The sequence below is a fragment of the Streptomyces sp. NPDC007162 genome (genome assembly GCF_040634175.1).
GTDB lineage: Bacteria > Actinomycetota > Actinomycetes > Streptomycetales > Streptomycetaceae > Streptomyces.
In genome coordinates, this window is the sequence record NZ_JBEYFC010000063.1 from 1 (window position 1) to 19,776 (window position 19,776).

18 protein-coding genes, 1 tRNA gene and 1 pseudogene are annotated in these 19,776 nt (G+C 70.9%); 11 read left to right on the forward strand and 9 right to left on the reverse strand.

The window, feature by feature from the left end:
• Window positions 1–41 precede the first annotated feature (41 nt).
• Both ABZ646_RS10530 and ABZ646_RS10535 read right to left on the reverse strand, forming a co-directional pair.
• Window positions 42–671, reverse strand: a complete 630-nt coding sequence (locus ABZ646_RS10530; protein WP_360515646.1) for a hypothetical protein — start codon at window positions 669–671, stop codon at window positions 42–44.
• A 55-nt stretch (window positions 672–726) separates the two neighbouring features.
• Window positions 727–1,401 carry a bifunctional DNA primase/polymerase gene (locus tag ABZ646_RS10535; RefSeq protein WP_360515649.1) on the reverse strand — a complete coding sequence of 225 codons (675 nt, stop codon included), beginning with the start codon at window positions 1,399–1,401 and terminating at the stop codon, window positions 727–729.
• A gap of 612 nt (window positions 1,402–2,013) precedes the next feature.
• On the opposite strand from ABZ646_RS10535, the gene ABZ646_RS10540 reads away from it, so the two are divergent.
• Both ABZ646_RS10540 and ABZ646_RS10545 read left to right on the forward strand, forming a co-directional pair.
• Window positions 2,014–3,399, forward strand: a complete 1,386-nt coding sequence (locus ABZ646_RS10540) for a PP2C family protein-serine/threonine phosphatase (protein ID WP_360515652.1) — start codon at window positions 2,014–2,016, stop codon at window positions 3,397–3,399.
• A gap of 73 nt (window positions 3,400–3,472) precedes the next feature.
• Window positions 3,473–4,966: an aminopeptidase P family protein gene (locus ABZ646_RS10545; protein WP_360515655.1), complete on the forward strand. Its 1,494-nt coding sequence runs from the start codon at window positions 3,473–3,475 to the stop codon at window positions 4,964–4,966.
• 79 nt (window positions 4,967–5,045) lie between these two features.
• Here the strand turns inward: ABZ646_RS10545 and ABZ646_RS10550 are convergent, their stop codons facing one another.
• The 4 genes and pseudogenes from ABZ646_RS10550 to ABZ646_RS10565 form a co-directional block, all read right to left on the reverse strand.
• A complete protein-coding gene (locus ABZ646_RS10550; protein ID WP_360515658.1) occupies window positions 5,046–5,867 on the reverse strand; it encodes a triphosphoribosyl-dephospho-CoA synthase in 822 nt (273 codons plus the stop codon).
• Between the two features lie 10 nt (window positions 5,868–5,877).
• Window positions 5,878–6,835 (reverse strand): annotated as a pseudogene (locus ABZ646_RS10555) (intradiol ring-cleavage dioxygenase).
• A gap of 111 nt (window positions 6,836–6,946) precedes the next feature.
• The gene (locus ABZ646_RS10560; RefSeq protein ID WP_360515661.1) at window positions 6,947–7,522 is read right to left on the reverse strand and encodes a GNAT family protein; all 576 of its coding nucleotides are present in this window, start codon (window positions 7,520–7,522) and stop codon (window positions 6,947–6,949) included.
• A gap of 38 nt (window positions 7,523–7,560) precedes the next feature.
• Window positions 7,561–8,010, reverse strand: a complete 450-nt coding sequence (locus tag ABZ646_RS10565; RefSeq protein WP_132888277.1) for an ATP-binding protein — start codon at window positions 8,008–8,010, stop codon at window positions 7,561–7,563.
• 380 nt (window positions 8,011–8,390) lie between these two features.
• On the opposite strand from ABZ646_RS10565, the gene ABZ646_RS10570 reads away from it, so the two are divergent.
• The 9 genes from ABZ646_RS10570 to ABZ646_RS10610 all read left to right on the forward strand — a co-directional run bounded on the left by ABZ646_RS10570 (window position 8,391) and on the right by ABZ646_RS10610 (window position 18,401).
• Window positions 8,391–9,251: a hypothetical protein gene (locus tag ABZ646_RS10570; protein WP_360515664.1), complete on the forward strand. Its 861-nt coding sequence runs from the start codon at window positions 8,391–8,393 to the stop codon at window positions 9,249–9,251.
• A 187-nt stretch (window positions 9,252–9,438) separates the two neighbouring features.
• The gene (locus tag ABZ646_RS10575; RefSeq protein WP_360515667.1) at window positions 9,439–10,188 is read left to right on the forward strand and encodes a YcnI family protein; all 750 of its coding nucleotides are present in this window, start codon (window positions 9,439–9,441) and stop codon (window positions 10,186–10,188) included.
• A gap of 107 nt (window positions 10,189–10,295) precedes the next feature.
• Window positions 10,296–10,949 carry an SCO family protein gene (locus tag ABZ646_RS10580; RefSeq protein ID WP_360515670.1) on the forward strand — a complete coding sequence of 218 codons (654 nt, stop codon included), beginning with the start codon at window positions 10,296–10,298 and terminating at the stop codon, window positions 10,947–10,949.
• A 32-nt stretch (window positions 10,950–10,981) separates the two neighbouring features.
• Window positions 10,982–11,452: a copper chaperone PCu(A)C gene (locus ABZ646_RS10585; protein WP_360515715.1), complete on the forward strand. Its 471-nt coding sequence runs from the start codon at window positions 10,982–10,984 to the stop codon at window positions 11,450–11,452.
• Between the two features lie 14 nt (window positions 11,453–11,466).
• Window positions 11,467–13,482 (forward strand): copper resistance protein CopC, encoded by a 2,016-nt coding sequence (locus ABZ646_RS10590; RefSeq protein WP_360515673.1) that lies wholly within the window; start codon window positions 11,467–11,469, stop codon window positions 13,480–13,482.
• An 8-nt stretch (window positions 13,483–13,490) separates the two neighbouring features.
• Entirely contained in the window at window positions 13,491–14,768 is a 1,278-nt protein-coding gene (gene efeB / locus ABZ646_RS10595) for an iron uptake transporter deferrochelatase/peroxidase subunit (RefSeq protein ID WP_360515676.1), read from the forward strand.
• A 92-nt stretch (window positions 14,769–14,860) separates the two neighbouring features.
• Entirely contained in the window at window positions 14,861–15,796 is a 936-nt protein-coding gene (pheA, locus tag ABZ646_RS10600) for a prephenate dehydratase (RefSeq protein ID WP_360515679.1), read from the forward strand.
• A 530-nt stretch (window positions 15,797–16,326) separates the two neighbouring features.
• Complete coding sequence (gene serS, locus ABZ646_RS10605; protein ID WP_360515682.1) at window positions 16,327–17,604, forward strand: serine--tRNA ligase; 1,278 nt, start codon at window positions 16,327–16,329, stop codon at window positions 17,602–17,604.
• Window positions 17,601–18,401, forward strand: a complete 801-nt coding sequence (locus ABZ646_RS10610) for an HAD family hydrolase (protein ID WP_360515685.1) — start codon at window positions 17,601–17,603, stop codon at window positions 18,399–18,401. The genes serS and ABZ646_RS10610 overlap by 4 nt, the downstream gene beginning before the upstream one ends.
• 19 nt (window positions 18,402–18,420) lie before the next feature.
• On the opposite strand, the gene ABZ646_RS10615 is transcribed toward ABZ646_RS10610, so the two are convergent.
• The 3 genes from ABZ646_RS10615 to ABZ646_RS10625 form a co-directional block, all read right to left on the reverse strand.
• A tRNA-OTHER gene (locus ABZ646_RS10615) sits at window positions 18,421–18,526 on the reverse strand.
• 233 nt (window positions 18,527–18,759) lie between these two features.
• Window positions 18,760–18,972, reverse strand: coding sequence for a hypothetical protein (locus tag ABZ646_RS10620; RefSeq protein WP_360515688.1), 213 nt, complete (start codon window positions 18,970–18,972; stop codon window positions 18,760–18,762).
• Window positions 18,973–19,052: 80 nt separating this feature from the next.
• Window positions 19,053–19,772: an ABC transporter permease gene (locus ABZ646_RS10625; RefSeq protein ID WP_360515691.1), complete on the reverse strand. Its 720-nt coding sequence runs from the start codon at window positions 19,770–19,772 to the stop codon at window positions 19,053–19,055.
• Window positions 19,773–19,776: the final 4 nt, after the last annotated feature.

A 19,776-nucleotide genomic window follows, 5' to 3' on the forward strand; every position in this document is an offset into this window, starting at 1 on the left:
ACGACCGCCAACTCCACGCCCATCCTCGTCGCCGGCCTGTGCTACCTGCTGGTCACGATCCCGCTCGGCTTCGTCGTGCGCCGCATGGAGGCCAATTTCGGCGGCCCGTTCCCCGAGCCGCCCCCGAGAGCATCCGCGGGCGCGCCCGGGGCAGCACCGGAATCGTTCGTGGAGTTGCTCGCGGAGCGCAGCAGCAGCGGCCCGTCGCCGTCCCGCGCCGCGAACTCCGAGACGGCCGAGTAGTCGACCGGCGCGCCCCGGGTGTGCTCCCGGGGCGTCTCACAGGTCGCGGGCTCGTCGTCGGCGCCCGCGGTGCAGTGCGTCTGCACGGTGCGGCCGCGCGGCCCCATCAGGCTCAGCACGGCTTCCAGGTCCGCCCCGGTGGCGTTGCGGTAGTAGGTACGCGCCCAGGTGTCCGCGCCCTGGGTCATCACACAGGTCTGCGCCTCGACACCGTCGGGGGAGGTGAGTTCGGGGCCGCAGCGGGCGGCGGTGGCCAGGCCGAGACCGAGCACCAGGGGGGAGCGGGCGGGCACCGGCAGCTTCGCGTCGTCGCGCCGGTCGGCGGGGCTTACGGCGGCGTCGCCCACCTGCCCTGCGGACGCCACGGTCAGCGGCAGCGCGACCGCGCACACCGCGACACCCACGAGGGCGAGCAGACGTACGTTCATGTAGCGGAAGATAACGACCACAGCGGGACAAGCCGTGCTCGCGCGCCCGACTTCCCTACAACTCGGGCGCGCTCACACCCGTACGAGTGAGGGCGTCGACCACGGCGTCCACCACGGCCTCCACATCGGGCACCCAGGGGTTGGCCGAGCCGGGCAGCGGAGCGCGCTCCCAGCGGATGGCACCCTGGCCGGTCTCGGAGGGCGGCAGGGCGAGGTAGCCGCCCTCGCCGTGGAAGCGGAGCGAGCCGGGGACGAAGTCCTTGGCGTACAGCAGCTCGCCCAACTGCTCCATGGAGTACGGCTTGACGAGCAGCGCCCAGCGGGTGGGCGCCGCGACCACCGGACCGAGCCGCAAGCCGCGGCGGTCGAGGAGGGTCAGCGCGCGGGACGCGGCGAGGGCCGGCAGGCTGACCGCGCAGGGCGCGTTCCCGCCGGAGGCGCCGGTGGCGAGGACGATCGGGGCCGTCGGCCGGTTGCCCCACCACCAGCGGACCATGCGCTCGTCGGTGGTGGCGGCGAGCAGACCCGGGTCGAAGGGGTGCGCGCCGGGCACCGTGCACTCCGGGTCGGGGCAGCCGCAGCGTGCCCGGCCCTGCGGGTCCGGGGCCACACCGGGGAGTACGGGCCACTGCCATTCCGTCGCGAAGGTCAGGGCCGCACCGAGAAACTCAGGGCCCTTGTCATTGCGCTTGGACAGGAGCCTGCGTCGCCTTTTGAGGATCTCGCGCATGAGCGCTCGTTCCTTTCCGTTGCACCGCTGGCAACACCGAGGACCACATCACACCATGTGTCGATCACTTCACTGTGCGTACCTGTTGGCGCATCACACCCTTGCGCCGGGCAAGGGGAACCCCGGGGGGTCGAGCGGGGGTCGCGCCCGCGTCCCGTACTGCCTCTATCAAAACCACGGACACGACGTGGGGTGGCGAAGTCTGGCGTTTTGCCGTTCCGGGTGTTTCTCTCCGCCTCCGCCACGGGAGGATGGGGCACGGTCGTCGGTGGTTAAGACGCCCGGGTCCGTCGCCAGGTTCCGGGTGCTCCCCAACCACCCCTGGCCTTCACCGAGTAGGTACCCATCACGACCGCTGTGACGCTCCGTGGAGCAAGGCCAGTCGACCGCAATGAACCGTTACCCGAGTCAGTTTTAAGCCAACTTTGCCTTTGCGCAAGCCTCCGGGAGACGCCCTCACAAGGTCTCACGGACACCAGGAATCCCAGCAGGACAATGCTGGACATCTCCTTACGAGTGCGTGTACATGTGGAGACACTGCTAGCGGCGCAGAAAGACATGGGGGTTTGCGATGCTTTTGAGCAGTACGCACGGGTCTGAGAGCCGGACACGATGAGCGCCCCGCACCCTCCGAAAGTGGCTGGAATCGATTCAACGGTTCCCGCGCCCACCCACACTGTCGCGCCGATTCCCCCCGCCCCGGGCGCACCTCCCGTCCCCAAGGCCCCTGCGGCCCCGGCCCCCGGCACCGTTCTCCAGGACCGGCTGGCCGGCTGGGTCTCCGACCTGACCACCCTCCATGAACTGACCGAACGGTTCGCCCGGACCGACGGACCCGAGCCCGCCCTCCAGGAACTGCTGCGCGCCGGTGCCGCCCTCGTGGGCGCCCGGCGCGGTCTCGTAGCGCTGGAGCCCGCCGACGCTCCGGGCCCGCACACCACGATCGGCCTCGGCCTCGGCCGCGCCGACCTCGGCCACCTGGAGACCGTCCCCCGCGGTGCGCTGCCCTACGACACCGGTACCACCGCCGAGATCGCGCACCCCGACCTGTTCGCCGAGGACGGCCTGGACCCCCGTCACCGCGAGGTCGCCGTCCGCCTCGGCTACGCCGCCAGCTACGCGCTCCCCCTCACCACCGCCGCCGGCGCCCGTCTCGGGGCGGTCGTCTGGTTCTACGACGAGCCGGCCGAGCCGCACGAGCGCCGGCGTCACCTGGTCGGCCTGTACGTGCGCCATGCGGCCGAACACCTTGCCCGGCTGCTGGAGGTGGAGCGCACGCGCGCGTGCATGGCGACCATCGCCGAGGAACTGCTTCCCTCCCGGCTGCCCCGGGTGGCCGGCGTCCAGCTCGCCGCCCGGCACCGCACCGGCCCGCGCGGCGGCGGCGACTGGTACGACGCGCTGCCGCTGCCGGACGCCGCCCTCGGTCTCGCGGTCGGCTCGGTGACCGGCTCAGGACCGAGCGCGGTCGCCGCGATGGGGCGGCTGCGGGCTTCCCTGCGGGCGTACGCCGTGATGGAGGGCGAGGACCCGGTCGCGGTCCTCTCCGACCTCGAACTGCTGCTCAGGCTGACCGAGCCGGCCCGTTCCGCCACCGCCCTGTTCGCGTACTGCGAACCCGCCCTGCGCAAGGTCACCCTGGCCGGCGCCGGGCACAGTCCGCCGCTGCTGATCGGGGCGCACCGCACGGTGTTCGCGGAGACCTCGGTGTCCGCGCCGCTCGGGATGCTCGCCTGCTGGGAGGCGCCCAGCGTGGAGATCCAGGCAGAGGCAGGCGAGACGGTTCTGCTGTACACCGACGGGCTGCTGCACCGTACCGGCGACCCCATGGACCGCGCCTTCGCCCGTCTGCACACGGCCGCCGCGAGCATCCCCCGGGCGCTGCGCCACGACCCCGGGGCGATCGCCGACCACGTGCTGCGCACCGTGCTGCCGGACGGACGGGACACGGCCGACAGCCGGGAGGACGTCGTACTGCTGGCCGCCCGTTTCGACTGACCGGCCGGGCCGGGCGTCCACCACCTCGCCATGAGTCCTGCGATCCTGGGGCGCCGTTCGGTACGAACGTACGATGGACGGCATCCACAGCAGTGTCGAGGAGGATGACGTGGCCGACGAGCTCACCCCGGAGACCCCGGAAGAGAGCGAAGAGCCGATCAAGCAGCGCAAGAACGGCCTGTACCCGGGCGTGTCCGACGAGCTCGCCGAGAGCATGAAGTCCGGCTGGGCCGACACGGAGCTGCGTGACCTGACCCCCGTGGAGCAGGCCGCGCACACCGCGCGCCGCCGCGCGGAGCTGTCCGCCCGCTTCCCGGGCGAGCGCCTGGTGATCCCGGCCGGCAACCTGAAGACCCGTTCGAACGACACGGACTACCCGTTCCGGGCGTCGGTCGAATACGTCTACCTCACCGGCAACCAGACGGAGGACGGCGTACTCGTCCTGGAGCCGAAGGACGACGGCCATGTGGCCACCCTCTACCTGCTGCCCCGCTCCGACCGGGAGAACGGTGAGTTCTGGCTCTCCGGCCAGGGCGAGCTGTGGGTGGGCCGCCGCAACTCCCTGACCGAGTCCGAGGCGCTCTACGGCATCCCCGCCGCCGACGTACGCGAACTCACCGACAAGCTGCGCGAGGCCACCGGTCCCGTCCGCGTCGTACGCGGCCACGACGCCGGCATCCAGGAGGCGCTGGCCGACAAGGTCACCGCCGAGCGCGACGAGGAACTGCGCGTCTTCCTCTCCGAGGCCCGCCTGGTCAAGGACGAATGGGAGATCGACGAGCTGCAGAAGGCCGTCGACTCGACCGTGCGCGGCTTCGAGGACGTCGTGAAGGTCCTCGACAAGGCCGAGGCCACCTCCGAGCGCTACATCGAGGGCACGTTCTTCCTGCGCGCACGCGTGGAGGGCAACGACATCGGCTACGGCTCCATCTGCGCGGCCGGCCCGCACGCCTGCACCCTGCACTGGGTCCGCAACGACGGCCCGGTGCGCTCCGGCGACCTGCTCCTCCTGGACGCGGGCGTCGAGACGCATTCGCTGTACACCGCCGACGTCACGCGCACGCTCCCGGTCAACGGTACGTACAGCGAGATCCAGAAGAAGATCTACGACGCCGTGTACGACGCCCAGGAGGCCGGGATCGCGGCGGTGCAGCCGGGCGCGAAGTACCGCGACTTCCACGATGCCGCCCAGCGGGTGCTGGCCGAGCGGCTCGTCGAGTGGGGGCTCGTGGAAGGGCCGGTGGAGCGGGTCCTGGAGCTCGGGCTGCAGCGCCGGTGGACGCTGCACGGCACCGGGCACATGCTCGGCCTCGACGTCCACGACTGCGCCGCCGCGCGCACCGAGACGTACGTGGAGGGGGTTCTGGAGCCGGGGATGGTGCTGACCGTCGAACCGGGGCTGTACTTCCAGGCCGACGACCTCACCGTGCCGGAGGAGTACCGGGGGATCGGGGTCCGGATCGAGGACGACCTCCTGGTGACCGAGGACGGGAACCGGAACCTGTCCGCGGGACTGCCTCGGCGGTCGGACGAGGTCGAGGCCTGGATGGCTTCTTTGAAGAGCTGACGTACGTGAAATGGCCGGGTACCCAGGGGGTGCCCGGCCATGGTCGCGTTCTGCGGGTGCGTGGGGGTTGCTCGCGCCCCTAAAGGGGCGCTGCAGACAAGGCGTCCAGGAAGAGGGCCCCGGCCAGGAGGCCTGCGCTGCCTCTCGGGCTCCAACCCCGTTCGTCCAGGTCGGCGTCCAGGGCCAGGAGTGCGTCCCGGCCCGCCCTGGTCACCGTGCCGCCCGCCTCCAGAACGCCACGCGCGCCCGCCTGTACGTGGCGCAGGCCCATCGGGCCCGCCTCGTAGAGGAGTTCGGTGTCCTGGAGTGTGGACATCACGGTGAGGAGGGCGTCGAGGCGGGCCTCGTTCTCGGTGGCGCCCGCCCTGCGGGCCGTCGCCAGGGCCTCCACCGCGCGCCGTACGTGCGGGAACCCGGCCCTGGCCTCGCCCCTGGCGCCGGGCGCGCCGTACTTCGCGGAGATCGTCGAACCCCGTGAGGGGCGCTTGGGGGCGCCCTTGTCGTTGAACGCGGCGATCTTGCGGGCCGTCGCGGCGATCTCGCGAACCCTGGCCCGGGGATCGAGGGCGGCCGCGGCCACCAGGAGGCCGAGTGCCCACAGCGCGCCCTTGTGTCCGCCGCCGGCCAGGCCGACCGAGTGCTCGGTGCAGCGGCCGATCGCGCCGAGCTCCGCCCGCAGCACCGGCGTGGGTGTACCGGTGCGGCGGGCGGCGGCGGCCATCGCCGCGAGGCCGGGCGCGAGCGCCCTGGCCGACCAGCGCAGACTGTCGTGCTCCCGGCGCGTACTGCGGGCGTCCAGGTCACGCGGGTCGGGCAGCCCCGGCTTGGGGGCCAGCGCCAGCTGACCGGTGAGCGCGGCCACCGCGGCCAGCGCCAGCGCGTCGTCCTCGCGGCTTGTCATGTCCCTTACCTTAGGAGGGGGAGTCGGAGGCCGAGGGGGAGGCGCTGTCGGCCGGGGCGTCGCTCGGCGGGGTGCCCGTCGGTGCGTCGCTCGGGGCACCGCTCGGCGGCGTCCCGCCACCACCGCTGCCGGCGCCGGTGTTCTCCGCGTCCGGGTCGATGGCCAGGGTCAGGGAACCCCTGTAGCCCTTCGACGGGTCCTTCTTGTGCACCGCCTTCAGGGTCAGCAGACCGCTGGAGGCGCCGCCGCCGTCGTACACCATGTCGTCGGCGAGGACGGTGTAGTCACCGGTGTGCTTCGAGTAGGGCTCGAGCGTGAAGATCTCCTCGGCGACGTCGTCGGCGAAGAACAGCTGGCCGGTGTAGTTGACCGTGCCGCCCTCGTAGGTGCCGTCCTCCTTCTCGCCGCCGGTGTGCACCTTCGCCGTGGATGTGGCAGGTGCGCGGGGTGTACCAGCCGGGGAAGATCGTCTCGAACTTGACGACCCCGTTGGCGCCGGCGATCTGATAACCGCGCAGATAGGTGTTGTCGTCGGCGGAGTCGCCCTCCTCGCTCTCCGCGGGGGCGGAGCCGCCGGGGTTGGCGGTGGTGTAACCGGAGTAGTAGCCCCAGGCGTCGCAGTGCCAGATCTCGACCGCCGCGCCCTTGACCGGGGTGCAGCCGTCGGTGGCGTCCACGACGGCCAGGCGGAGGGTCAGCGGAACGCCGGCCTTGCCCTCGGTGATGTCCTTGCGCACCAGGGCGCCATCGAGGTAGTACGGGCCTTCCGTGACGCTGCTCATCAGCGTCAGGCACTCACTGCTGGTGGAACTCGCGGAGGCCGTGGCGTCCGCGTCGGCGCCGTCGGTCGTGTCGGCGAAGGCCGACTGGAAGCCGGCGACCGCGAGGCCGCCGGCCGCCACCGTGCCGCCGGACACCACGAGGGCGCGGCGGCGGGTGATCGACGTGTCTTTGTGGTTTCCCGTCATGGCCGACGAAGCTAGAAACGCCGTTTGTCAGGGGCATGGGCAGGAGCTGGCAACGTCCTGTGAACGCCCAGGAAGCTGAAACCGGCGGGAAGCCGCTGGTCACGGTCGTGGTCACAGGGCCGGGGCGTGGTGGTGCAGGATCCGCTGGAAGAGCCTGCTGTCCCGCCATTCTCCATTGATGTGGAGATACTGCGGGGCATCACCGATCGTTTCGAATCCGCATTTCTTCAGCACGCGTTGTGACGTCGTGTTGTCGATGAGGGTGGACGCCTCGATCCGGTGGAGTCCGACGACCTCCTCGGCGATCTCGCAGACCCGTTCAAGCGCGGCCGTGGCCAGCCCGCGGCCCTGTTGGTCACCGGCGACCCAATAGCCGACGTAGGAGCTGCAGAAAGGACCGAGGGTAATTCCTGAAAGAGTGATCGCGCCGACGATCCCGCCGGTGGGGACCGACTCCATGAGCAGCGGCAGCATGACGCCGTCCGCGGCCTGTTTCAGCAGGCCATCGATGCGTTCGGTCTGGCCGTCGACGGTGAAGAAGGACTCGGGTCTCACCGGCTCCCAGGGTGCGAGGTGACTGCGGTTGACCGCGTACGCGGCGCACAGCGTTTTCGCGTCACCGATGGCAATGGGCCGCAATATGACGTCGGGCAGGATGAGGCTTTCTTCAATCTTGCTTAGAATCATGCGCGCACCCTAGCGCGCGGGTTATGCGGGAGCGAGATTCACGCCGAAAGCAGGGAAGGATCTTTCTTCCATTTGAGGATCTTGTCGAAGCTGACCACCGTGCCGCTGCGGCCCGGCTTGCTGCCGATGTGGACGTGATCGGCGAGTTCTCTGATCAGACAGAGCCCCCTGCCGTGCTCGGCGTCGGGACGGGCGGGCCTTATGTCCTGGGTACGGGCGAACCCCGGTCCGACCCCCGGCCCCGAATCGGCCACCTCGATACGGCACTTCTCACCGTCCAGGTAGGCGGTGACCCGGTACGCCTCCGAGGGGCGGCCGGCCCCGCCGTGCTCGACGGCGTTCGCGCAGGCCTCGCTGAGGGCGACGGAGAGGTCGTAGGAGATGTCCGGGTCGACGCCCGCCGTTTCCATGGTGCCGATCAGCAGCCGGCGGGCGAGCGGCACGCTCGCGGCCTCACGCCGCAGATGGAGTGACCACCAGATGCTCATGCTCCAGCCTCCCGGCCGCGGCTCGACATACCGATACCTATTGCCAGCTGTGCGCGGGTGTAAGCACTCCGTTCATGTGAGAACGCCCATCCGGGGGATGCGCCCGGGGAGGTTTCGGTGTATGAGCGGCTGGTTCGACACAAAAAAGATCTTCCACTTCTTTCTCTCTTTCCCCATCAGGGAGCCGCCCACCGCCCAGTCGGCCGCCTTCCGCTTCCGGCACCGGCCGTCGTCCACCGGCACCGCCGCCCGCCGCTCGTCCCCGCCTGCCCGGGCGTCCCGGACGCCTCCTTCGGGGTCTTCCAGCGTTTCCGGTCGTAACGGAATCTTCCGGACCTGCCGTCAAGGGGGGCCGGGTCCAGTGCGATGATGAGCGCGCCATGACTGCCCCCCGCCCGCGCGTCGCGCGCCCCGGAAGCGGACTGCGGCTCCTGCGGGCCGCGGTGTTCGCCGCGCTCTGCGTCATGCTGGCCGCGGCGGGTCACACCATGGCCTCCTGCGCGACCGTTCCGCTGTGGACGCTCGGCGTGGGCTTCCTGAGCACCATGGCGCTCGTCGCACCGCTGACCGGGCGGGCCCGCTCGCTGCCGGGGACCGTCGCCCTGCTGGCGGTCCTGCAGAGCGTGCTGCACACGCTGTTCGGGCTCGGCCAGCACGGCGGTACGGCGATGGCCGCAGGCTCCGCGATGTCCTCCGGCTCCTCGATGCGGGCGGCTGACGCGGCGCTGGTCCAGCGGGCGGCCGAGCTGCTGTGCGGGGCGGGGGCGGCACAGCTCAGCCCCGCCCACGCTTACAAGATCCTCTCCGCCGCGCATCTCGGTGCCTCGCGCCCGGTTCCCGGCACCTCCGGCTCGGCCATGGGCATGAGCGCAATGGCTCACGCCTCGGACGCCACCGGATCCTCCACTTCCCTGCTGCCCTCCGTGCCCATGCTGCTCGGGCATCTGCTCGCGGCCGTCGTGGCCGGGTGGCTGCTGCGCCGGGGCGACCTGGCGCTGCTGCGCCTGCTCGACCTGTCGGCGCACGGGGTCACGGAGGGGGCGCTCGTGCGTTCCTTGCGTGGTGCGCTCGCGCTGGCGTGCGCGCTGTGCGCCGGGCTTGTCGCCGCACCCGAGGCGCTCGTGCGGGGCGCTCGTGGCGCCGGCTGGGACGAGCCGCCCGCCCCCCACACCGTCACGCTCCAGCACTCCCTGCTCCGGCGTGGTCCGCCGGCGGCCGCCGCACTCGATCTCGCCGCCTGACACGACGCGACCAGAGCACTCCCCCGGGGTTCGACCGGAGGGGCCGCGGCCGCCGTCGTGCGGCACGCGCGCGTGCGTGCTTCCTCTCCGACCGCCGACGGCCGCTTGTGGTGCGCCGCCGACGGCTGACGGGATCACGCGCGCCCCCTCACCGACAGAACTCACTCAGAGCGGAGTGCTCCCTGCCATGAAGGCTTCCCGTATCGCCGCCGCCACCGCCATCGCGGGTACGGCCGTACTCGCCGTCTCCTCGCCCGCGTTCGCGCACGTCAGTGTGCAGCCCGAGGGCACCGCCGCCAAGGGCGGTTACGCGGTCGTCGACTTCAAGGTCCCGAACGAGCGCGACGACGCCTCGACCACCAAGGTCGAGGTGAACTTCCCCGCCGACCACCCGATCGCGTCCGTGATGCCGCAGCCGATGGCCGGCTGGAAGATCGACGTCACCAAGTCCAAGCTGGCCAAGCCGCTGGAGATGCACGGCGAGAAGATCGGCGAGGCGGTCACCAAGGTCACCTGGACCGCCTCCGACGGCAAGGGCATCCAGCCGGGCTACTTCCAGAAGTTCCCGCTCTCCGTGGGCGCCCTGCCCGAGAACACCGACGAACTGGTCTTCAAGGCGCTCCAGACGTACTCCGACAAGGAGGTCGTCCGCTGGATCGAGGTCCAGCAGAAGGGCCAGGAGGAGCCGGAGAACCCGGCCCCGGTCCTCGCGCTGTCCGCCGCCACCGGCGACCACCACGGCGCCACGACCGCCGAGGACACCGCCGAGGAGACCTCCGCCAAGACCGAGACCACGGCCTCCGACGACTCCGGTTCGTCCGGCGGCAGTGACACCACCGCCCGCGTCCTCGGAGTCGTCGGCATCGTCGTCGGCGCCGCCGGGGTCGCCTACGGCGTCCTCGCCGGACGCCGCCGGTCCACGGGCTCCGAGGCCTGAGCGCCACGTCCGTAACGCGCACAGGGGGTCGTGCGAGGCTGTCGGGGTTCCGCTGCCCCGTACGACCCCGGTGCGTGCCGGATCTCTCACATCTGGGACATTTCTCTATGCGCAAGAAGACGTTCGCCGCGGCCGCCCTGCTCGCCGCCGCCACCCTGACCCTCTCCGCCTGCGGCAGCGGCGACGACGCCAAGTCACCCGTCACCGTCGTCGCCGGGGACACCTCGAACAAGGCCGCGACCATCCTGGACCAGCCGTTCGAGAAGCCGGACCTGGTGCTCACCGACACCCAGGGCAAGAAGTACGACCTGCGTGCCGAGACCAAGGGCCGGCCCACGCTGGTCTACTTCGGCTACACGCACTGCCCCGACGTCTGCCCGCTGACGATGAACAACCTCGCGGTCGCCAAGAAGGCGCTGTCCAAGGCCGACCAGGTGAAGCTGCGGGTCGTGTTCGTCACCACCGACCCGGCCCGTGACACCCCGTCCGAGCTGGGCAAGTGGCTCAAGGGCATCGACCCCACCTTCGTCGGCCTGACCGGGGACTTCGCCACCATCCAGGCCGGCGCCCGCACCCTCGGCATCTCCATCGAGCCGACCCACAAGGACAAGAAGACCGGCAAGGTCGTCTCGGTGCACGGCACCCAGGTCATCGCGTTCTCGCCGAAGACCGACGGCGGTTACGTCCTGTACGGCGAGGACGCCACCGTCGACGACTACACCAAGGACCTCCCCAAGCTGATCAAGGGGGAGAACCCGTGAGGCGTCCGGTCCTGACCGGGAGGCGGCTCGCCCTGACCGGCATCACCGCGACCGGTGCGGCCCTCGCGGGCGCGCTGGCCCTCGCGGGCTGCGGCGGCTCGGGGTCCTCGGGTTCTTCGGGTTCCCCGGGGGCCGAGCTGTCCGTCGGCGCCTCCTACATGCCCCAGCCGGTCTCCGCCGACATGGCCGCCGGGTTCCTGACGATCACCAACAAGGGCGACACGAAGGACGAGCTGACCGCCGTCACCAGTGACGCCGCAGGTGAGATCACCATGCACGAGACCGACGGCGGCGCGATGGAGGAGGTCGGCTCCTTCGAGGTGCCCGCCCACGGTCAACTCGTGTTCAAAAGCGGTGGCAACCATCTGATGTTCGAGAAGCTGAGGCGCCGCCCCGAGCAGGGCGACACGATCACGCTGAAACTCAAGTTCGCCGAATCCGGTCCGCTCACCGTCGAGATGCCGGTGAAGTCCGCCACGTACAACCCGTCGACCCGACACTGAGGGAGGGACCGACCTTGACGCGGACCATCACCCCCCGCCTGCGCACCCTGGTGCTGCTGTTCCTAGCCGTCACCGGCGCGTTGCTGGCGGGCGCCGGGCCGGCCTCCGCACACGCCGCGCTGACCGGCAGCGACCCCGCCCAGGGGGTGGTGGTCCCGAAGGCACCCGACCAGGTCTCGCTCACGTTCTCCGAGAACGTGTCGATGAACAGCAACTCGATCCGGGTCCTCGACCCCCAGGGCAAGCGGGTGGACACCGCCAAGCCGGACAACCTGTCCGCGACCACCTACGGGGTCCAGCTCAAGAGCGGCCTGGGCAAGGGCACGTACACCGTCGCCTGGCAGGTCGTCTCCGCGGACAGCCACCCCGTCGCCGGCGCCTACACCTTCTCGGTCGGGGCGCCCTCCAAGACCGTCGCCTCGGTCGGGAACCAGGACGCGGGCGGCGGAGTCGTCGGCTGGCTCTACGGCTTCGGGCGCTACCTGTCGTACGCCGGGTACATCGTGCTCGTCGGCGGCGCCGCCTTCGTGCTCGCCTGCTGGCAGCGCGGCTCCGGCGTACGGGCCCTGCAGCGGCTCGTCGTCGGCGGCTGGCTGACACTGACCGCGGCCACCCTGTGGCTGCTGCTCCTGCGCGGCTCGTACACCACCTCCGGCAGCGTCGGCGACATCTTCGACCTGACCCTGCTCGGACAGGTCCTGGGGACCAAGCCCGGCGCGGCCCTGGTCTCCCGGCTGCTGCTGCTGGCGGCCGCCGCGCTGTTCATCGCCGTGCTCTTCGGGGCCTACGACAAGCGCGAGGAGGGCGCGGAGAAGCGCGACCTGACCTTCGGGCTCGCCATCGGCGGGACCGTGGTGGCCGCCGGGCTCGCGGCGAGCTGGGCCATGGCCGAGCACGCCTCCACCGGACTCCAGCCGGGCATCGCGATGCCCGTCGACGTGATCCACCTGCTCGCCGTCGCCACCTGGCTGGGCGGTCTCACCGCCCTGCTGGTCGCCCTGTACCGGGCGCCCGCCGACACACCGGTCGAGTCCGCGGCCGTACGGCGTTTCTCCCGGGTCGCCTTCGCGAGCGTCCTGGCGCTGGTGGGCACCGGGATCTACCAGTCCTGGCGCCAGCTGGGCTCCTGGTCGGCGTTCACCGACACCGGGTACGGAGAGCTGCTGCTGGTCAAGATCGGTCTCGTGGCGCTGCTCGTCGGCATCGCGTCCGTCTCGCGGCGCTGGACGGGACGGCTCTCGGACCCGGCGGTCGTGGAGGCCGGGAGGCCGAACGGCCAGGAGGCAGCCGGCGAAAAGGCCGCCGCCGAGGAGGCCGCCGGCGAGGAGAAGGAGACGGTCAAGGCGTCCGCCGCCACGCGGAAGGCCTCCGGCGCCGGCACCTCAGGGACCGGCGAGGGCATGCCCGCCGGAAAGGCCGCCTCCGGCGCCGACGACCCCGAGCGCGCCGCCCAACTGGCCCGGCAGCAGGCCGCCCAGGACGCCGCCCGGCAGAAGCGCGTCCGTGACGCCGACCCGGACCGCTTCGGCCTGCGCCGCTCGGTCCTCGCGGAGGCCGGGGTCGCCGTCGTCCTGCTCGCGGTCACCACCGTGCTGACCCAGACCGAGCCCGGCCGCACCGAACTGGACGCCAAGGCCGCCACCGCGTCCTCGTCGTCTTCCTCGTCCTCGTCGTCGGACTCCTCGTCCGGTGCGCTGACCCTCGACATGTCCTTCGACACCGGCGGCAAGGACGGCAAGGGCGTCGTCCGCGTGGACCTCGACCCCGCGGCGGTGGGCAGCAACGAGATGCACGTCTACGTCCAGCGGCCCAACGGACGGGCCTTCGACATCCCCGAGGTGAAGGTCGCCTTCACGCTCGCCGCCAAGAAGATCGGGCCGCTTCCCGTGGCCCCCGACCACGTCACCACCGGACACTGGTCCGCCAACGGAGTCCAGATCCCCATGGCCGGCGACTGGACCGTCTCCGTGACCGTGCGGACCTCCGACATCGACCAGGTGACCGTCTCCAAGCACGCGCAGATCGGCTGAACCGCACCATGGCTGAACAGTCCCAGTCCCTTCGTACGCCGGTCACCGGCGAGACCCCGTCGGCGCCCGCGGCCGGCGGCGTCAGCAGGCGCGCGCTGCTCGGCACCGCCGGGGCCACCGGGCTCGCGCTCGGTGCGGCGGGCGCGGGCGTCGGCTACGCCGCCGCGCCCGCCCAGGCCACCCCGCTCAGCGCGGTGGGCTCCGGCCGGGCGATGTTTCACGGGAAACATCAGCCGGGCATCACCGAGGGCCTCCAGGCGCGCGGCCATCTGATCGCCTTCGACCTGGCGGCGGGCGCGGGCCGCACGGAGGCCGCCGCACTGCTGCGCCGCTGGTCGGCGACGGCCGACCGGCTGATGGGGGGCGAGCCGACGACCCACGACGACACGGACGTGGCCAGGGACGCGGGTCCCTCGTCGCTGACGATCACCTTCGGCTTCGGCAACAGCTTCTTCGCCCGTACCGGACTGGAGAAGCAGCGGCCGCCCGCCCTGGACCCGCTGCCCGACTTCTCCTCCGACCATCTCGACAAGGCCCGCAGCAACGGCGACCTGTGGGTGCAGATCGGCGCCGACGACGCGCTGGTCGCCTTCCACGCCCTGCGCGCGATCCAGAAGGACGCCGGCAGCGCGGCCCGGGTGCGCTGGCAGATGAACGGCTTCAACCGCACCCCGGGCGCCACCGCCCGTCCCATGACGGCCCGCAACCTCATGGGCCAGCTGGACGGCACCCGCAATCCGAAGCCGACGGACTCCGACTTCGACCAGCGGATCTTCGTGCCCTCTTCGGGTGAACCCGGGTGGATGGCGAACGGCTCCTACGCCGTCGTACGACGGATCCGGATGCTTCTGGACGACTGGGAGAAGCTGTCGCTGGCAGCCCAGGAGAACGTGATCGGGCGGAAGAAGTCGAACGGGGCGCCCCTGTCCGGGGGCACCGAGACGACGGCCATGGACCTGGAGAAGGCCAGGGCCGACGGCGAGTACGTGGTCCCGGTCAACGCCCACGCCCGGATCACCCGGCCCGACCAGAACGGCGGCGCGGCCATCCTGCGGCGCCCGTTCTCGTACCACGACGGCATCGACGCGGACGGGACGCCCGACGCGGGGCTGCTCTTCGTCTGCTGGCAGGCGGATCCGCTGCGCGGGTTCGTGCCGCTGCAGCGGAAGCTGGACCGCGGGGACGCCCTGTCGCAGTACATCCGGCACGAGGCGAGCGGGCTGTTCGCGGTGCCGGGCGGGGCGTCCGACGGGGAGTACGTGGGGCAACGACTGCTGGAGGGGTGACAGCGGGCCCTCCCGGGTTTCAAACCACCCGGTCGAGTGGTTCCGGTGAGACAGGGCGGCCGGGCGTGGCTGCGCCCATTAGGGTGAGGGACATGCCAGCGAGCTATGCGTATCTCGGTCCCGAAGGCACCTTCACCGAAGTCGCCCTGCGCACGCTTCCGGAGTCCGCCACCCGGGAGCTCGTCCCGTACGTCTCCGTGCAGTCCGCGCTGGACGCCGTCAGGAACGGCGAGGCCGAGGCCGCCTTCGTACCGATCGAGAACTCCGTCGAGGGCGGGGTCACCGCGACCCTCGACGAACTGGTCGCGGGCGAGCCGCTGATGATCTACCGCGAGGTGCTGCTGTCGATCACCTTCGCGTTGCTGGTCCGGCCGGGCACCAAGCTCTCCGAGATCAAGACGGTGACCGCTCATCCGGTCGCCCAACCGCAGGTCCGCAACTGGCTGCGGGCCAACCTGCCCGAAGCCCTCTGGGAGTCCTCCGCGTCGAACGCGGACGGCGCCCGGCTCGTCCAGGAGGGCCGCTACGACGCCGCGTTCGCCGGAGAGTTCGCGGCCGAGCGATACCACCTGGAGGCCCTGGAGACCGGGATCCACGACGCGGAGAACGCGCAGACCCGCTTCGTGCTCGTCGGCCGTCCGGCCCGGCCCGCGGCCCCGACCGGCGCGGACAAGACCTCGATCGTCCTCTGGCAGAACGACGACCACCCCGGCGGGCTGCGTGATCTGCTCGGCGAGTTCGCCACCCGGGGTGTCAACCTGATGCTGCTGCAGTCCCGGCCGACCGGTGCCGGCATCGGCAACTACTGCTTCTGCATCGACGCCGAGGGCCACATCTCCGACCGGCGGGTGGCGGAGGCCCTGATGGGGCTGAAGCGGATCTGCCGCCAGGTGCGGTTCCTGGGCTCGTATCCGCGGGCGGACATCCGCCTCGGCGAGACCATGGGACCCACGCTGCCGGGGACCTCGGACGAGGAGTTCATGGCCGCCTCGGACTGGGTGGCACGCTGCCAGGACGGCCGTTTCTAGCCAGTCGTACTCTCATATCTTCGTTATCCACAGAAGTTATCCACAGGCACTCTTCTCGACCTGGGGACAAGTCGACAGAGGGGCCTGACCCTGTCGACAAATCGGCCTACAGTCGACCGGCGGGGCCTCACTCGCGCACATCACCCTTCGTCCACTCGTTTCCCATGGTTCATCTCCTGGAGCGACGCCTTTCCACTCGAAAGTGGGTGTTGTCCGGGTTTGCGACGGGAATTTCTCTCCTCGCTCGACGCTCGCGAAGTGATCGATTTCGAAGTCCACATCTCTTCCACACACCCTGTGGATAACTCTCGCGGAGGCATGGACACCTGTGGACAACCGGGCCCCCAAGTTCCCTTCTCCACAAGGATTTCGAGTCAACCGGACGCCGGGTGCCTGCCCCGTCCCAGGGAGTGAGACACTTTTTATTGACACGGTCGGCAATTCCCCCATAACCGAACGTAAGCCGTGAATCGGAACACGTGGGAATAGTGAGTCGTGGGGGGCAACCCCACACCGGTAGCCTTGACTCCGTGATTGACCTTCGCCTGCTCCGTGAGGACCCCGACCGTGTGCGCGCGTCCCAGCGCGCCCGTGGAGAGGACGTCGCGCTCGTCGACTCCCTCCTGTCTGCCGACGAGCGGCGCAGGTCGTCCGGCGTCCGCTTCGACGAGCTGCGCAACGAACAGAAGTCGCTCGGCAAGCTCATCCCCAAGGCCTCCGGCGACGAGAAGGCCGAGCTGCTGAAGAAGGCGAGCCAGCTCGCCGCCGACGTCAAGACCGCCGACGCCGAGCAGCACGAGGCCGACGAGGAGACCAAGCGCCTCGCGCTGCAACTGGGCAACCTCGTGCACCCCGACGTCCCGGTCGGCGGCGAGGAGGACTTCGTCGTCCTGGAGACGCACGGCACCATCCGCGACTTCGGCGCCGAGGGTTTCGAGCCCAGGGACCACCTGGAACTCGGCGAGGCACTGGGCGCCATCGACGTCGAACGCGGCGCCAAGGTGTCCGGCTCGCGCTTCTACTACCTGACCGGTGTCGGCGCCCTCCTCGAGCTGGCGCTGGTCAACGCGGCGATCGCGCAGGCCACCGAGGCCGGGTTCACCCCGATGCTGACCCCGGCGCTGGTCCGTCCGCGCGCCATGGAGGGCACCGGCTTCCTCGGCCAGGCCGCCGAGAACGTGTACCACCTGGAGAAGGACGACTACTACCTGGTCGGCACCTCCGAGGTCCCGCTCGCCGCGTACCACATGGACGAGATCCTCGACGCCGACCGGCTGCCGCTGCGCTACGCGGGCTTCTCGCCCTGCTTCCGCCGCGAGGCGGGCACGTACGGCAAGGACACCCGCGGCATCTTCCGCGTGCACCAGTTCGACAAGGTCGAGATGTTCTCCTACGTCGCGCCCGAGGACGCGGAGAACGAGCACAAGCGACTCCTGGACTGGGAGAAGCAGTGGCTGACCGGCCTCGAGCTGCCCTTCCAGGTCATCGACGTGGCCTCGGGCGACCTCGGCGCGTCGGCGTCCCGCAAGTACGACTGCGAGGCGTGGATCCCGACCCAGGGCAAGTACCGCGAGCTGACGTCGGCCTCCAACTGCGACAGCTTCCAGGCCCGCCGGCTGTCCGTCCGGATGCGCGACGGCAAGAAGGTGCAGCCGCTCGCGACGCTCAACGGCACGCTCTGCGCCGTCCCGCGCACGATCGTGGCGATCCTGGAGAACCACCAGCTGGCCGACGGCTCGGTGCGCGTGCCCGAGGTGCTGCGCCCGTACCTGGGCGGCCGGGAGGTCCTGGAGCCGGTGTCCCGGTGACCTCGTTCCCCTACGGGCTCATCGCCACCGATCTCGACGGGACGCTGCTGCGCTCCGACGAGTCGATCTCCCGGCGCACCCGTGAAGCGCTCGCCGCGGCCACCGCGGCGGGCGCCGCACACATCGTCGTCACCGGCCGCGGGGTCCCCTGGACCCGGCACATCCTCGACGACCTCGGGTACGACGGCCTCGCTGTCTGCGGCCAGGGGGCGCAGGTGTACGACGCCGGGTCGCACCGCCTGCTGACGTCCGTGACGCTGGACCGTCAGCTGGCCGGGGTCGCGCTGGCGAAGATCGAGGCCGAGGTCGGCCCGCTGTACCTGGCGGCAAGCCGGGACGGACTCGACGGCGATGTGCTGGTGGGCCCGGGGTACGCGCTGACGGGTCGCCTTCCGTCGACCCCCTTCACGGACGCCGCGGACCTGTGGTCGGCACCGCTGAACAAGATCTACATACAGCACCCCGACCTCACCGACGACGAACTCGCCGAGGCGGCGCGCCAGGCGGCCGGCGGCTTCGTGGGCGTGGCCATGGCGGGCGAGGGGATCGTGGAACTGCTCCCGCTGGGTCTGTCGAAGGCGACGGGTCTGTCCCTGGCCGCGCGCCGGCTCGGCCTGAAGGCGGCCGACACGATCGCCTTCGGCGACATGCCGAACGACATCCCGATGTTCGCCTGGGCCGCTCGCGGGGTGGCCATGGCCAACGCCCATGCGGAACTGAGGGCCGTGGCCGACGAGGTGACGTCATCCAACGAGGAGGACGGCATCGCGGCGGTCGTGGAGCGTCTGCTCGGCTGAAGCGGGCTTACGGGCTCCGCGGAGGATGCACGGATCGAACGTGCGCGGGCTTTTCAGGCCCGACCACGACTCGCGTCTGATGGAGCACAGCGCAAGCCGGTGCCTTACCACTCGGCCAATCCTCCGGGTGGGCGGCCCACGCGAGAGCGACCATCGCGTGCTCGAAGCGGCCGCCCCGGGCAGCTACACGGCGATCCGCCGAGGGCTGCCCTGACGGGAGCGGGACGTACTGTCGTGCATGGACATCGTCCGGCTCCTCTCCCAGATGGTGGGCTGACACAACTACTGTGCCTCTGGGCCGAGTTGGACGCCAGTGATTATTCGAGGGGCGCCCACCGCGCGCGGTCGCCCCCCTACCTCACCGGCGCCACCACTTGCGCCGCGCCTTACTGAAGAACCACCCCGCGGGCGCCTCGTCCGACCGCCACGGCTGAGGCTCGGGTTCCTCGGCCTTCCACCGCGCCGCCAGCATCCGTGCCCGCGCGGACGGCTCCGAGGTCTCGGCCGACCGTATGAAGTCCTCGTCCAGGACGACGCCGTCCCACTCGGCGCCTTTGAAGCCCTCAGCCATCCCCGTCCCTCTCCACAGAACGTCCCCCTTTGCCCAGTCTGCCCGGAGGCAGGTGAAGCCCCCGTCAGTAAAGGGGCCGTCTACTCCTCGCCCGCCAGCGTCAGCGAGCGCAGCTTCTGGCCGGCGAACCAGGTCGCGAGGACGGTGACCACCACCAGCAGCACCGTGGCCGTGGTCAGGGACACGTCGGACGTGACCAGATCACCGCCGGTCACCTTGTGGGCGACCGCCAGGGACCACTGCTGGACGCTCAGCGTGCGCGCGCCCGGCACGAGAGAGCCGAACAGCGCCTCCCAGACCAGGGCGTAGACGAGCCCGAAGACCACCGCGTGCCGGGACACCGTGCCCAGCAGCAGGAAGAGCGCCGCATAGGCGATCGACGCGACCAGCGCGGCCACCGTGTAGGCGACGGCGATCTGCTGGCCGTTGCCGTTGAGGACGAAGCCCGCGATCAGGGTCGGCAGGGCCGAGAACACCATGGTCACGGCGACCGCCACGATCAGCTTGGTGAAGATGATCGTCGGCCGTTTGATCGGCTTGGACAGGAGGTACACCACCGAGCCGTCGTCGATCTCGGGGCCGATCGCGCCCGTGCCCGCGATGACGCCGATGAGCGGCACCATGGTCGCGAGGGCGAGGCCGCCGAGCAGGTCGGCGGCAGTCTGGTCGTCGGCTCCCGCGAGGCCGCGGACGACCACGGAGATCACGATCAGCAGCAGGGGCAGGGCACCCAGAATGAGGGCCCGGCGACGGCCGAGCAGGGCCCGGTAGGTGAGCCGGGCGACTGTGGGGTCGTACATCTTT